10 protein-coding genes are annotated in these 14,671 nt (G+C 49.7%); 2 read left to right on the forward strand and 8 right to left on the reverse strand.

Annotated elements, in window-relative coordinates; translation table 11 throughout:
• Positions 1-29 precede the first annotated feature (29 nt).
• Positions 30-1,646, forward strand: a complete 1,617-nt coding sequence (locus QZ311_RS02805) for a S41 family peptidase (protein WP_297063655.1) — start codon at positions 30-32, stop codon at positions 1,644-1,646.
• Between the two features lie 18 nt (positions 1,647-1,664).
• A complete protein-coding gene (locus QZ311_RS02810) occupies positions 1,665-2,216 on the forward strand; it encodes a 5-formyltetrahydrofolate cyclo-ligase (RefSeq protein WP_297063657.1) in 552 nt (183 codons plus the stop codon).
• 154 nt (positions 2,217-2,370) lie between these two features.
• On the opposite strand, the gene QZ311_RS02815 is transcribed toward QZ311_RS02810, so the two are convergent.
• From QZ311_RS02815 to QZ311_RS02850, 8 genes are all read right to left on the reverse strand, one after another.
• Entirely contained in the window at positions 2,371-3,219 is an 849-nt protein-coding gene (locus QZ311_RS02815) for a BadF/BadG/BcrA/BcrD ATPase family protein (RefSeq protein ID WP_297063659.1), read from the reverse strand.
• Between the two features lie 25 nt (positions 3,220-3,244).
• Positions 3,245-4,576 (reverse strand): DUF1343 domain-containing protein, encoded by a 1,332-nt coding sequence (locus tag QZ311_RS02820; RefSeq protein ID WP_297063661.1) that lies wholly within the window; start codon positions 4,574-4,576, stop codon positions 3,245-3,247.
• Positions 4,577-4,694: 118 nt separating this feature from the next.
• Entirely contained in the window at positions 4,695-5,960 is a 1,266-nt protein-coding gene (locus QZ311_RS02825; protein WP_297063811.1) for an MFS transporter, read from the reverse strand.
• A gap of 27 nt (positions 5,961-5,987) precedes the next feature.
• Positions 5,988-7,322: a SpoIID/LytB domain-containing protein gene (locus tag QZ311_RS02830; RefSeq protein WP_297063663.1), complete on the reverse strand. Its 1,335-nt coding sequence runs from the start codon at positions 7,320-7,322 to the stop codon at positions 5,988-5,990.
• A 32-nt stretch (positions 7,323-7,354) separates the two neighbouring features.
• Complete coding sequence (locus QZ311_RS02835) at positions 7,355-8,314, reverse strand: DUF4922 domain-containing protein (protein WP_297063665.1); 960 nt, start codon at positions 8,312-8,314, stop codon at positions 7,355-7,357.
• Positions 8,315-8,366: 52 nt separating this feature from the next.
• Positions 8,367-9,707, reverse strand: coding sequence for a glycosyltransferase family 2 protein (locus QZ311_RS02840; RefSeq protein WP_297063668.1), 1,341 nt, complete (start codon positions 9,705-9,707; stop codon positions 8,367-8,369).
• 29 nt (positions 9,708-9,736) lie between these two features.
• Positions 9,737-12,655: an N-acetylmuramoyl-L-alanine amidase gene (locus QZ311_RS02845; protein WP_297063669.1), complete on the reverse strand. Its 2,919-nt coding sequence runs from the start codon at positions 12,653-12,655 to the stop codon at positions 9,737-9,739.
• A gap of 479 nt (positions 12,656-13,134) precedes the next feature.
• A complete protein-coding gene (locus QZ311_RS02850; protein WP_297063670.1) occupies positions 13,135-14,586 on the reverse strand; it encodes an ATP-binding protein in 1,452 nt (483 codons plus the stop codon).
• Positions 14,587-14,671: the final 85 nt, after the last annotated feature.

The raw sequence follows: 14,671 nt of genomic DNA on the forward strand, positions 1-14,671 counted from the left end.
AAGCTAAATTCTATCTGTAAAAACTTTCTATGAATAACCGTCTGAAAAAAACATCCGTATGGATGCCGTTGTCCATTGCATTGTCGTTGGTCGCGGGTATGTGGATTGGTAGCGCATTTTTCAATGGTTCGGGAAAGTGGAGCTCACGCAGCAAACTCGATACCATACTTGATCTCGTGGAACGTTCGTATGTGGATGAGGTCGATACCGACAGTCTTCTTGAAGCTTCATTCCCGGGACTGCTTTCCCGTCTTGACCCTCATTCGGTCTATATACCCGCGAAAGACCTGCAAAATGTCAACGAGGAGCTTGGAGGTTCGTTTTCCGGCATCGGTATTTCTTTCAATCTTCTGAATGACAGCATAAATGTGCTTGAAGTCATTTCTGGAGGTCCTTCGGAAAAAGCCGGACTTCTTGCAGGCGACAGAATCATAGCGATAAATGACACTGCTGTTGCCGGACAGGGCTGGAGCGATGTCAAGGTCCGCAGTTCACTCCGTGGTGAAAAAGGCAGCACGGTCAAGCTTACGGTCAGACGTCACAGTTCTAAGACTCCGTTGAATTTTGACGTGATTCGTGGCGACATTCCGGTTACTTCGATTGATGCGGCATATCTTGTCGCTCCTAAAGTCGGATTTGTGAAAATCAATAAGTTCAGTTCCTCTACGTATAGCGAGTTTCTTACTTCAATGATGGATCTGGTGGCTGACGGAGCGGAGAAGTTCATCATCGACCTTCGTGGAAACGGAGGCGGATTCATGGAACCGGCAGTGCTGATAGCCAATGAATTTCTTCCGGCCGGGTCGCCGATAGTAAGTATGCGCGGAAAGGCTACGCCTGATTCGCGTCCTACGATGAGTGACGGCTCCGGAAGTTTCCTCAACAATGAGGTGGTGATACTTATCGACGAGACTTCGGCAAGTTCGAGCGAGATTCTTTCAGGCGCTATTCAGGACAATGACCGTGGACTCGTCATCGGCAGGCGTTCTTTCGGAAAAGGTCTCGTCCAGAATCAGATGGAGCTGCCCGACAGCAGTGCCATCCGTCTGACAATCGCACGCTACTACACTCCATCGGGCCGTTGCATCCAGAAGACATATGCTCCCGGGACGGACTATGACCGCGATATTGTCAACCGCTATGAACATGGCGAGTTCTATAACGCCGACTCAATCAAGCTCGACAAGTCTCTTGCGTTTGAGACTCTTCATGGTCGCACTGTTTATGGCGGAGGAGGTATAATGCCTGATGTATTCGTCCCGAATGACACAATCGGCATTACGACCTACTACCTGAATGTGCTTAATGCAGGATTGATTCAGAAATATACATTTGACTATACCGACCGTAACCGTTCGCGAATCGAGACGGCTGAAAATGCGGCTGAACTTCTGCGCATGCTTCCTGAGGACGACCTTTTGCTTCAGGATTTCGTAAGCTATGCCCAGAAAGCAGGTATAGCTCCAAGATGGTACTACATAAACATTTCACGTGATTTGATTGTTAACCAACTGAAAGCCATGATTGCGCGCAATGCGCTCGGCGTTCAGGGATATTTCGAGGTTTACAACGAGGTTGACCCGACAGTGAAATCCGGCGTCGATGCCCTCACGAATGGCAAAGCGGCTTTCCCGATTAAAAAATAAATCAAGGGAAACTATTCGATGAAGAAAGATGAAATAAGACGTAGTGTCAAGGCTCGCAAGACTCTTCTCAGCGAGGACGAGAAACTTTCGGCTGCCGAGAAAGTGTTTGGACTTTTGGAGCAGACGGCCGATTTTCTGTTGGCTGACAGGATACTGATGTATCATTCACTCCCGGATGAATTGTCGACACATGAATTCATCCGCAAGTGGTGTGGCCGTAAGCATTTCTATCTTCCGCGTGTCAACGGTGTGAATCTCGAGATTCTCCCCTACGATGAATCCCGGCTTGCTCTTGGCTCTTTTCACATCGAAGAACCGACCGGCAACGACACCACGTCTATCGGCGATATGGAGATGATAGTAGTCCCGGCTGTGGCCTATGACCGCGTCGGCAATCGCGTCGGTCGCGGTAAAGGCTATTACGACAGGCTGCTGGCCGACAGTCGTGCACGTAAGGTGGGGGTGGGTTACGATTTCCAGCTTGTCGACGAAATCGATTCCGAGCCTCATGATGTCCGTGTTGATGTCGTCATCACCGAAAGCAACCACATCATCATCCGCAAGCGCTAAAAACAGCCTTGAAAATAATCATAAGATTCTAAAAACATATTTCAGTATAGATTAAAAGGTTAAAATCCACGCATCTGAGTGAATTTTAACCTTTTATACTTTATTTGCGAAATAATTTAGACTGTAGCAATCTGTCGGTTGATTGGCAGTTTTTCTATTTTCCACCATGAAATGCTATCAGAGCTTCCATAGGGGATTTTTGGATGTTTCCGACTGTATAGCCGAGGGTCTGGGCAGCTATGTTGAGCTGCTTCTGAAAATAATAGGCGACAGAGCCGGTGAAATGTATCGGTAGGGATTTGGCTTGGGAATAGGCGCTTATATTGAACCTGAAAAAACGGATAAACTCATCGGTCACAAAGTCGGATATCTCGTTGTCATCAATGTTTTCGGCCAAGAACGGAACAAACGATGCGAGATAGGCGTTCGGACGCTCACCGCGATATACGCTTGTGATTATCCTGTTGATGCTGTCTTCAGGGAAACGCCATTGGAACTTATCGCATATATCTTTTGAGAAACCTCTTTTGAAGACCATTCCGATGAGCCGTCGGCCGAGCACTGCACCGCTGCCCTCGTCGCCAAGGATGAATCCCAACGGCGAAACATTGGCTGTGATTTTAATGCCGTCATAATGGCAGGAGTTTGAGCCTGTCCCGAGTATGCAGGCTATTCCTTCGTTTCGTCCGCAAAGGGCTTGTGCGGCTCCAAGCATATCACTTTCTGCATGACACGTCCCGGCATGGAAAATTTCAGACAGTGTTTTGGCTACTGTGACCTTGCGCTCTCCGGCACATCCGGCTCCGTAGTAGAAAATTTCATCAACGTCCTGAGCCTCGGCATACAGAGTCGGAGCTTCGGCGTGGAGCATATAGACGAGAGTCTGCGTGTCGGCATGTGCGGCATTATGTCCGCGTGTGGTTGTGCGCATAAGTGTCGTTCCGTCTGAATCAATCAGCGCCCATTCGATTTTAGTCCCTCCTGCATCGGCTATAAGTATCATATCTTATGTCGGTTATGGTTTCGGATTATTTGTAGAGGTAATAGATTTCGCTTCTGCTCTTGAAACTGTCGGTGTCCTTGTCCCAGAACGGAGCGAGGTCTGAGACTTTATAGTTCTTGGTGAAGAGTTCGCGTACTTTTGGTGAACCGCAGACTTTATCAAACATGTTTAAGCGCGATTGGGTGGCTTTGCCGAATGCTTTCCGGTCAGGATACATGGCAGCCAGTTCTTGCATTATATAAAACTGGATTAGCGACAAAGGTGCTTTTGCCTCGTCGGTGACATAGATTTCAACACCGTTCAGGTTCTCACCTTTATATAAGGCATAGAAAGGTTTGTAGTGTATCGGGCGGAACTCCACACCGGGAATATTCAGGGCAGTGAGTCTGTCGGACAGTGTCTGCGCGTCGATCCACGGTGCTCCTGTGAGTTTGAACGGGAGTGTATAGCCCACACCGATTGATACATAGTCAAGTTCGCCCATGATGCCTGTGGCCGGATAGAGAATCGAGGTTGATGGGTCCGGAATATGTGGTGAAGGGAGTACCCAAGGCATACCGGTTTCAGCGAATGTCATCGAGCGATGCCATCCTTCCATCGGGATTACCTCAAGTTTCACTTTCACTCCGTTTTTCAACAGGCCTTCATTGTTGAGGAAGCGTGCGAGTTCGCCGGGTGTCAGTCCATATATATAAGGTATGGGATACTGGCTGACAAATGAACGCGAGGCCGGCTCGACGAGATTGCCTTCGACCTTATTGCCTCCGAGTGGATTCGGGCGGTCGAGCACGATGAATTCCTTACCGTTTTCGGCGGCGGCTTCCATCGCAAGACCCATTGTCGAGATGAACGTGTAGCTTCGTGTGCCTATGTCCTGAATGTCATAGACAAGCACATCCACGTTTTTGAGCATCTCGGCAGTCGGTTTCCTTGTTTTACCGTGGAGAGAGAATACCTGCACTCCTGTTTTCTCATCTGTCTCATTTGCGACGGATGCACCTGCCACATAGTTGCCTCTGACTCCGTGTTCAGGAGCGAACAGCGCTGTGAGCTTGACTTCAGGAGCTTCAGCGAGGATGTCGATGGTCGATTTGAGCTTATTGTCGATGCCTGTCGGATTGGTTATAAGACCTACCCGTTTGCCCTTAAGAGCTTCGAATCCGCTCTGACGCAGAACTTCGATGCCCGGACGCACGGCCTCATTCTCCGTCAGTCTGTTTTTAGAGGTGAAATTGCGGTTGTCGCTGGCAGTGGTTACGTTGTCACCGTTGATTTCGGTGGTGTTGTTCCCGCAACTGATGGCTGCGAGTGAAAGGAGTATGGCTGAAAACAGGGTTGTCATTTTTATTTTTTGCATGGTTGGAAAGAGAGTGACTGTGGTTAGAAATTTCAGAAGTAGGGAGTCTGAATCAAACAGGACCTAATATTAGTAACAACTTAGGACTGCATAATTCCTGTTGATTGCTGTCTATCAGTTATGCTTTCTTTCCGAATTCGGGATTGATTTTGATGAGATAAGTGACACCGATTGTTGCTACGCAGCATATCATTGTCCAGATAAAGAAATTCTGATAGCCGATTGTTTCCTGAATCCATCCGGCCGCCATTCCCGGCAGCATCATGCCGAGGGCCATGAAACCGGTGCAGATGCTATAGTGGGCCGTGCGGTGTCGACCTTCGGAAAAATATATAAGGTAAAGCATATAGGCTGTGAAGCCGAATCCATAGCCGAACTGTTCGATGAACACGCAGATGTTCACTATTGCGAGTGATGGTTCATTGGCAAAGCTGAGATAGACGAATGTCAGGCAGGTGAGCGACATGCTCCACGCCATTGGGCGCAGCCAGAATTTCAGACCGCGACGTGCGGCTATTATACCGCCGATGATTCCTCCGAGCGTCAGGCCGATGATTCCGACAGTGCCATATACGATTCCGACCTGACCGGTCGACAGCCCGAGTCCTCCTGCGGATGGCGGGTCGAGAAGGAATGGATTGATAAGTTTGACAAGCTGGGCTTCAGGCAGGCGGTAGAGCAACATGAACACGATTGCCACTCCGACCTGTTTTTTACGGAAAAATTCCGAAAAAACAGCTATGAATTCACGCCAGACATCGTTTGCCGTTGTCAGCGGGCGGGCGGATGTCTGTTCGACTTTTGGAAGTATGCGGCTGTGATAGAATGCGAAAACCAGAAACATGACCGACAGGATGCCGAATACAACCGACCATGCGAACGGGATGTTGCCGGATGACTCCTCAATAGCTCCTGCAAGAATCACGAGCAGTCCTTGTCCGGCGACGGTTGCGATACGGTAGAATGTCGAGCGGATTCCGACATAGAGTGACTGCTGGTGTTCGGTCAGGGCGAGCATATAGTATCCGTCGGCAGCGATGTCGTGTGTGGCGGACGTGAATCCGACAAGCCAGAAGATAGCAAGTGTCAGAGAGAAAAAGAACGATGTCGGCAGCGCGAAGGCAATCCCTGCGAAGGCGATGCCTATCAGCCACTGCATAGTGATTGTCCAGCGGCGTTTAGTGCTTATGATGTCGACAAACGGACTCCAGAACGGTTTTATAACCCAAGGCAGATAGAGCCAGCCTGTATAGAGTGCGATGTCGGTGTTTGACAGTCCAAGTCGCTTATACATTATGACTGAAATTGTCATGACCGCGACGTATGGCAGCCCCTGTGCGAAATATAGGGTCGGAATCCAAGCCCACGGATTGCGGATGGACATAGCTGTTTTTGAATCTGCTTTCATCGGCTAATATAGTTTCGTGATTGATGCGTCGGCATAATAATGACGGAGTATTTCATCGTAGCTATAGCCACGTTCGCCCATTATGGCTGCTCCTATCTGGCAAAGGCCTGCTCCGTGTCCCCAGCCTGCTCCGTGGAGAGTGAAGCCTGACGGAACTCCGTCGGCATTAAGGCCGTGAGGTTCGACTACAAAGGCGGAACTGTAAAGGTGGGTGTCGGACAGCGCACGGCGTATCAAGAGTTCCTTGCCGATTGTGAGTTCACATTTCGAGCCTATGATTTTTAATTCACGGATACGGCCTGACGTTCCGCGTGTGAGGGGAACGAGTGCGCGGATAGCCCCGAAATCCGTATTCAGTCGGGTGGCAAGCAGAGAGGAAATTTTTTCTTGCGACAGTTGCACGGTCCATCGGTAGAAATCGGGGGTCTCCATGTCGTAACCGTTCATTACCTGTGAAAGCACAGTTTTGTCGGTGGTGTTGCAAAATGCTTCAGGAGTGTTCAAAATCCATTGGCGCGCGTTTCCTTCGTCGGTGAGGTCGGGGTAGTCAAGTCTGTCGGCTGCATCGCGTCCGGCTTTGAGATAGGGGCGTGGCGTATCGTCCCAGCAGGTTTCAAATTGTTCGAAGACGCCTCCGCAGCATTTGGAGAAACGGGTGTCGCAAAGCTTTCCTTTGTAGGTGAGCACTTCGCCACAAGTGTCGTTGACAGCTCCTTCCGCAACCGTAGTCGACACGCGGTTGATGCCTTGATAGCGTTGGCAATGGTCGTCGGCGCATACATCGAAATTCCGATGGTCTTCCCTGTCCCAGTATTTTATAAGTGACGGGCCGGGATTCAGCGCGCTGACGTTAGGATTGTTCATGGTTGATCGGGCGGTATTTTCGCCATGCGACATCATTGAGAGTACCCAGCTGCGTGAGATGACGGCATGAGCCCTCAGCAGCGAGAGCGATGAGGTGGATTTCATTTCGCTTGAAATGACACTGACAAGATAGTCTTCGACATCAATGATATTGATTGCCATAAGTATTCCGTCTTCGACGATTATTCGGAGCGAGCCTCGAAAACGTTGGTTTTCTTTTCGTTGCCAGTGAAAGTCTACTCCGATTGTCACTCCTTCGAGTTCGAATGTGTCGCCGGCATATGAATTCGGACTGAACTCAACGGATGTGTATGTCTTGCCGTCAAGAGTGAAACTGATTCCGGAGTCGTTGATTTTGGCTTCGTGATAACCTTCGGTCAACACTCCGTCAGGACCTGAATAGAGGCCGGTGAGTGTGAAACGTATGCAGGGCGAGGAGAGTATGCCGACTCTCACCTGAGGTTGCTGATTCATATCTTTAGTCTATAAACTTATGGTCAGAAATGTCACTCGCCTGTAAGAAGGCTGATGACGAGATTGAATTGGGTGTCGGAAATTCCTACTTCTTTAAGAATACTATATGCTGACGATAGTGTGAGCCTGTCGAAGTCTTCACGGCGAGGACAGATGATTGTGCCGAGCATCTCAACAGTGGCCGGACTGACGAGCAGTTTGTCATGCTCTGAATAGTAGCAAGCGGGACGGTGCTTGCCTCTTGGGATGACAAGTGTCCTTATCGTGTTGCTTTCGGCATCATGTGTCATTGCGATGTTGACATCCGGTTCAGGTAAATCAGGATTTATTGATTTAAGAGCGTTCCATAAGCGCCGGAAGGCTGAGACAAGGGCTGAGTTATCGGTTGACTCTATTATGAAAAACGGGAAGGGTGTGGCCTTTTCGTCACTTTTGTAAAGAGAGGCGGAATTTGAATGGATTATCTCTTTGCATAATAGCTTTGCCGATAATATGTTTGGGATTGTTTCAGTCGACACTGCCTGAAAATGGAAATGGTCTGGAGCAGATGCGCCGCAACGCGCCCCGTTGTAGAAGATGCACATCCCTGACATTTCACATGCAAGTTGAGCCATGTCAATAATACGGTTGAAACCGGGATCGATGCATTGCTCTTCGTGACGGATTGAAGCGATTGTGAAATGTCTGCGGGCAAGTGGATAGGGGTTTACAAGTATTTCGTATCTGTCAAGAAAGCTGATTGCTGACTGTTGGGTCGGGCGGTTGTCTCTGCACAGGAAACATGGGCGCGACGAGATACTCGAAGGGTCTGTCTTGGCAGTTACGGATGCACGGCGGTGATTGACGACCATTTTGTCTATACGCCATGACGAGCCATTGCCCGACAGGGTAAGTCGTTGACCATCGGCGAGGCTGTTGCTGATTCTGACGAAGTTATCGGCAGCCATCGGCCATTTCTCAAGTTCTGTGTCAAAGAACTTGTCATGATTCATAACGCTCATAGGCTATTATTATGATTATTGGCAGTTGGTGAGAGCAGAATCGTCAGAGTCTGATTCTTGCAGCAAGTTCAAGGGTGCGTATACGGTCCTTATATAAATTATTGGCATTTATGCGTTCCTGAGACAATGCGTGGTCGGAGTTTCCTTCCCATCGGCGACATGAGTAGAGAGATTCGTAGATTCGTCCTATACGGTATCTGCGGCTGATGGCAAGCCCCATCGCATAGTCTTCGCCATAGCTGACATCCGGGAAATTGATTTTGCGTGCGACCGGAGTGAAAAACGCACGCGGAGCGCCGAGACCGTTGATGCGAAGGGCGTTGTTCGGTCCGTTTTCGTCAGTCCATTCGGCATGGTCAATCAGACCCGGAGGAAGTGGATTGCCGTTGAAATCAGTCAGACTATATGAACCGATAACCAAGGCGCAGTTCTGTTCATGAAACTTGTCGACAATCATCTGGAGGGTATCAGGACGGTTGTATATGTCATCGCTGTCAAGTTGAATTGCGAAACGACCGCAGAAGTCTGAATTAATACCGAGATTCCAGCAACCGCCTATGCCCGGGGCAGGACCTTCGTGAACTGAGGTGTCGATGATTTTTAACCGTGGTTCGGATTCGGCTATGGATGTGAGGATTTCAGATGTTCCGTCCGTGCTGCGGTTGTCGATGACTATGACATTGAAACTGAATGATGTCTTCTGGGAGAGTGCGCTTTTCACGGCATCAGCGATAGTGAGATGACGGTTGCGCACAGGAATGATGACCGATGCCTCGACCGGGAAGTCATCTGTCTCGAAATCGAGTGTAACATGACATTCCGGGTTGACTAACGCATTAATTTCGCGTAAATGAGATGTGACAGCCTGCTCCATTTCTATCTGTGAGGCCCGGTTGCGCGGGTCAACGTAGCTGAAGTGGGCTTCTTCGCCGGATATCTCATCGGAATTGGCAAGCGGTGAAGCTGTATAGAGCGTTTCGGGGATATGAATGATTTTCCCAAGACGTGAAAGGCGCAGACGGAGGTCATACCATCCGGCGGCATTGAAGTTGTCGGTCATTTCAGCAACCGCTTTGCGTAACATAGCCGGATTGACAACTGCTATATGTCCGAAATCGAAATCGTCGCGCAGAGACCCTTCTTGATAATTGATGAGGCGGTTTGTATTGAAGTTTCCGCTGTTTTCGACAGGCGTGTAGAAATCGGAGTATACGATTGCAGCACCGGTGTCGTTCAGAATCTGCTCCATCCGGGTTCGTCCGGTGGCGGTGAATGTTATTTTGTGGTCTGTAAACGGTATGATTACAGGGCTGTCGGTCGACTTATCTGCATGCATTCGCATGGCTTCTGTTGAAAGTCGTGGATATGTAGTCGGTTTTGACATTGCAGAGAAATGTGATAAATTGTTGGTTATTAGGCGAGGGAATCCGGCTTGCGTTTGTCGGTTGGCGATTTGCGCCGGCGTTTCTCGTTTATTTTGTTTTCTTCTTCCTCAGAGCGTTTGGCAGTTTCTCTGGGATTCAGATTGCGTGAGTATGGATAAGGCGGCACGGTTGGGCGAGACTCAAGACCTATTATGGTTTCGGGCAATACTTTGGGCCGTGCGCCGGGATGTACACCCTCAGGCGCTGTGAAAAATTTCAGAATCTGTGCCATGAGTGCGTCGCGTTCGTATGAGCCGGTAATTGTCTCGAATGGGAATCCGATGGTAACGGCACGATGTGTCCCCGGGTCATAGGCTACACCTGCGATAAAATCGTTTTCAGTGTAGCGGAGTATCGGTCCGGCGGTTGAAGTATCCATCGGGGCGAATGATTCCGGCGATTCGACAGCGTAGCATTCGGCATTGAGCTGTTGGTTGAAGGTCAAGGAAAGGCCTCCGCGGAATTCTCCGTAGCGTGATCTGACTTCACGGACTTTGCCTGTCACAGTCGCTTTTGACTGTCGCCATTGCAGTCCGAGAACGGAATGTCCGAACTGGCTGTCGGCTACGCGCTCGTCGGGAGTGCTGTAAGCGTTGTCAAACAGGTCGCTTCCAATATAGCTTCCTGATACAAGTAAAGAGCCTCCGGCCTCACAGAAAACGTTTAATCTCTCTTTCAATGCTGCCGTAAAAGGTTTGAATTTGCGTTCTTCGGATGTTCCGACTGTGATTTCCTTTTGCTTGCCAAGAATGAGGTCGATGATAGGGGAGGCTTTGGCATTCCCATCGACAAATGCGTCTACTCCGCACGAAATGAACGGAAAGCCGGCAGCACGGATTGACTGTCCGTGGACGAATACGAAATCAAACGTATTGCCTGCGAATACCTCAGTCTCGTGTGTGGCACGGCTTGACCCGTGGCCGGGAGCGTCGTTTGTGACCCATTTTGCTTCAGGACGGAATTCGGTCTGCTCGCCGGTGAAATGAATGTCACCGTAATAGGGGACACCGTGGTCCTCGGTATAATCGAAGCCGATGTGTCCTTCGGCGTAAATCTCGGCAGGGCCTGATATGCGGCTAAATCCGTTGATGACAAGTACCTGTGGCTTGTCACTTCCGGCAATGTCGCAGACCGAAAGTATTTCTGACGGAAAACTGATGCCTCCGTCGTTGGCTGCCACAATTTTGAAACTGTGGATTTGGTCATCGGAAATGCTTATGCTTACAGATGGCTTGTCGACAACTTCAAGTTCGGTGAAAGCACCGTTGTTAATTCGTTCATATACGATGTAGTAGGTCGGTTTGGCCGTCGGTTCGAGCGGATCTTCAACCCCTCTCCATGAAAGTGTATAATTTCCGTTATTCCCTGAGATAGAGAAGTGGCTGACCGGGAGCGGTTCGACCACGTATGGAATACCATCCTTCTCATGAAGGTATTTCAATATTCCTTTATATATCGCACGGCTGACAGTGAAACGGAATGTCGGGTCAAGGCCATAACGCATGTCGGCGAAATTCTGATGGCTAAGCAGTTCGATGAGCATTGCCGGCACTTGTGGTTCCATTGCTTCGTGATATGGTCTGTCGCGAAGCTTTCTCCGGTTCCATGTCGGTTCATATAAAGTCTGTATGTCGTTGACTATCTGATCGGTCACAAGTTCGGCATAGCGCAAGGATGTTGTGCGCGATTCCCCGTTGCCGAGTTTCGCGCCTTTTGAATAGACGATTGGCATAGTGCCTATTGTCTCTCCGGGGCCTGACGTTGTGCCTGCATCGGTATGAAAGGCGAATGACAGGTCAATCGGTATCCCGAGACCCTTTTGTCCGGGTAGCTCAGACGAGCCTCCGGCGAGATAATTGACCCACATTCCGCGGCTTTTATAATCATCTTCATAGTCATTTTTACCTTCGGTGACACTATAGACACTTGCCGGAATACCGGCCCATTGCATCCAGTAGCGTGCTCCTTCAGTGAATCGCGGATAAGTGCTGACAGTCGCTTCACCGCCTGCTGTCGAACGGCTTACGTTACCCATACCACCGCCTATTTTTACGGCGTCGGCCGTAATCAGCCGATTTTCCTCGGCTGATACGTTGAGTAGTTCGACAACAGGAGTCTTGCTGCGTCCGGCAGCAAATGGAAACGAGCCGAGGTATATCCATGTACCGCCTCCAATGCGCTGGTTTACTTCGAATTCCTTGCTTCCGGCGAGTGAGTTGACTATATAGCGGGCATCGCTGGCGCTTTTGGGAAGTGATGCGTAGCTGACATATACGGCATAAGTGCCGGCTTTCTTGAAATCGGCATACCAGCAGGCTGCCGATGCTTTATCGGCATCGGTGACAGTCTGTATCTGTCGGACAGATCCCATCCGGAATGGATTGTCTGTGCCTGTCAATATCTCCTTCTTATATCCGAATCCTTTGACACCATCGGCTGTATGCCATTTTTTAGCACGATTTTTCTCTTCATATCCTTTCTGGGCATATCCACCGTCGAAATCAACTATTATTTCCTGAGTGCTGACATCGCGCTCTCGTGGTGTGAGCACATAAGCTCCGGCGTTTTCAAGCATTGGAATCAGATAGGGGAGCACATATGCCTGAGGATACAGGTCCTCGACTGTACCCATAAGCCGAGCGCGCTGCCATGTCCATCTGTCTTCATTCTGGTCGAAATATCTTCCATGACTCTGCCACAATGCGATGTTTTTCCCACTGAGGCCATTGGGAGCGGCAGGAGAATCCACGCTGCGCACGAATGGTTCGCGTGCAGGCCGTGGAACAGACGGAGTCGAGACGACTTTAGTTGTCTTGGCTCGTTTTGACTTGCGTCCTTTGGGTGCTTTCGGAGCAGCCTCCGCACACAGGGCGCATATGATCAGGAGTATTGACAGTAGCTTTTTCATAATTCAGGGCCTCCTGTCGTTTATAACACCGCAGAATGTCTGCAAAAGTCCCCTGCAAGGGTAAAAATCCTTTGATTTCAATAACTTTCGCTTTTCAAACACGGATATTAAGTCTTTTTAATCATGGACAGGAATTGTTTACGGATGTAAAGATACGAAAAAAGACGGAAAGTTGTGAATAGTGGATTAAACAGCGTCTTCCTATTGGTTAAATCGGTGTTGCATGGAGTGGAAAAGAGCTGTTAATTCAGTTTTTGGGGGAGTGACTATTGCCGTAGTCACTCCCCCTTGCAGATGGGTGAACACCTCCTTTCTGTGGCCGGATGGTGGATTGTGCTGACATCAGAAGGATTATAAGGGTGTCATGAATCCTCGGGCCACACAATTTTTAGTTGATTTGATTGCGGTTTCTTGTTTCAAGTGATGATTATCAAATGTCACATTTCAAAGAATATGCGGTCTCGGTTCGCAGATACTTTTCAGGCGTTGTGGATTGTGAGCACAAAAGATGCGCCCGAAGTTACGCCGGGGTCAAGAGTCAGAGTCCCGTTGATTTTTTCGGCGCGCAGAGCGCAGATGGGGAGGCCGAGGCGGTCGCCTTCGGATATATCGCATTGCGACGAGAATGCCGTGAATAGGGTTTCGCGGTCGGCTTCAGGGATGCCGGGGCCGGAATCAGTAACGATAAACTGGTTGACTTTAGCTCCGCGTTTTTTGTAGCTCAATGTTATTTTTCCTCCTTCCGGAGTATATTTTGCCGCATTTTGAAGCAGATGGGTGAGTATCTTGCCAACTTCCTGAGGATTGATGAGCGCATATCCTTTGGTCCCGTTGAGTGTGACGGTGACCCGCGGACGAACGAGCGGACGGACTTTCGCCACGATGGTCTCACAGAAAGTGTCGAGATTCGTCTCTTCAAGTCCGCTATCAGCCGAAGTCTCGGAATTTTCGACATCAGACAGTTCGCCTACGCGTTTTACGTAGCCACGGAGATTCTGTACGGCCGGGTCGGATTGGTCAAGTCGTTCGAGCGTCGGTTCCATCTGCGACGACATGTTGTGGAGAATCGCGCTCTTGGCTGCGCTTTGCGCGTTGGCTGCCTCGACCGATTTCTTCATGCGTCGGTTCTTTGCAAGAATGCGGAAATAGAAGAGCGCGCCGACGGCGAGTGCGGCTACTGCGATGACAAATAGGGTGATGAAAGTGACTATCCATCCTGTACGGGTGGCAATCGTGTGGTCCTTCTCAGCGATTGTCTCCTGAGAGTCGGCATACTCTTTCTTCACCTTTCCAAGTTCGCTATGGGCCGTGAGAGCCTCGATCGAGTCAGACCACTGCATGTAGTTTTCATACGTATGCTCGACCAGTTCGGCATCGCCTGCCGATACGGCTCTGTCGATAAGCGAACGGTAGGCCTTGTCGGCAGCGGTATAGTCTTTTGAATTGTCATACTGCTTTATAAGCCGGGCGATGCAAAGGTCGCCTTTGGCATTCTGGTCTATCGAATAGTAGTATTGCGCTTCGTTGAAGAGCATATCGGTGGCAATTTCCTTTGTGCCGGCTTTTTTTGCGAAGTTGCCCATTCGCGAAAGGGCTTTAAACGCCGAGTCATTGTTTTTGAGGTGGCGGTAAGCCTCGTAGCGTGCTTTTTCGGTGGTATAGCGGACAGCTGGGAGCGAATCGGGAGCGACTCCGTTTTGAGCAAGGGTCTTGTCGAAATTGCCGAGCAGGCGGAATGCGCCGTCATAGTTATGCGCATTCACACATACGGCTGCCGCTGCGGCCGCTGATTGCGCAGCCGGGAGATACTGATGCGCTGATATGCGCGAATTATATGCCTTGAGGTGAGCGTTGAGCTCGCTCTGGGTGTCGGCGAGAAGGCCGAGGGCTGAAAGGGAGAGTGCCAGCGCCAGTGAAATCAATCGTCTCATAATAAAATAGGTGTGAATTGTTGTCGTGAGTGTTTATTTATCTAACATGTCACAGAGCTTTAATGTTTAGAAGGATGTTTATTAA

It is taken from the genome of uncultured Duncaniella sp. (assembly GCF_910578445.1).
Taxonomy (GTDB): Bacteria; Bacteroidota; Bacteroidia; order Bacteroidales; family Muribaculaceae; genus Duncaniella.

Coding starts and splice junctions, on each gene's coding strand:
- QZ311_RS02820 (WP_297063661.1), bottom strand. CDS start 4,576: ATGCAAAAAATAAAAATGACAACCCTGTTTTCAGCCATACTCCTTTCA.
- QZ311_RS02850 (WP_297063670.1), bottom strand. CDS start 14,586: ATGAGACGATTGATTTCACTGGCGCTGGCACTCTCCCTTTCAGCCCTC.
- QZ311_RS02805 (WP_297063655.1), top strand. CDS start 30: ATGAATAACCGTCTGAAAAAAACATCCGTATGGATGCCGTTGTCCATT.
- QZ311_RS02825 (WP_297063811.1), bottom strand. CDS start 5,960: ATGTCCATCCGCAATCCGTGGGCTTGGATTCCGACCCTATATTTCGCA.
- QZ311_RS02840 (WP_297063668.1), bottom strand. CDS start 9,707: ATGTCAAAACCGACTACATATCCACGACTTTCAACAGAAGCCATGCGA.
- QZ311_RS02810 (WP_297063657.1), top strand. CDS start 1,665: ATGAAGAAAGATGAAATAAGACGTAGTGTCAAGGCTCGCAAGACTCTT.
- QZ311_RS02835 (WP_297063665.1), bottom strand. CDS start 8,314: ATGAATCATGACAAGTTCTTTGACACAGAACTTGAGAAATGGCCGATG.
- QZ311_RS02815 (WP_297063659.1), bottom strand. CDS start 3,219: ATGATACTTATAGCCGATGCAGGAGGGACTAAAATCGAATGGGCGCTG.
- QZ311_RS02830 (WP_297063663.1), bottom strand. CDS start 7,322: ATGAATCAGCAACCTCAGGTGAGAGTCGGCATACTCTCCTCGCCCTGC.
- QZ311_RS02845 (WP_297063669.1), bottom strand. CDS start 12,655: ATGAAAAAGCTACTGTCAATACTCCTGATCATATGCGCCCTGTGTGCG.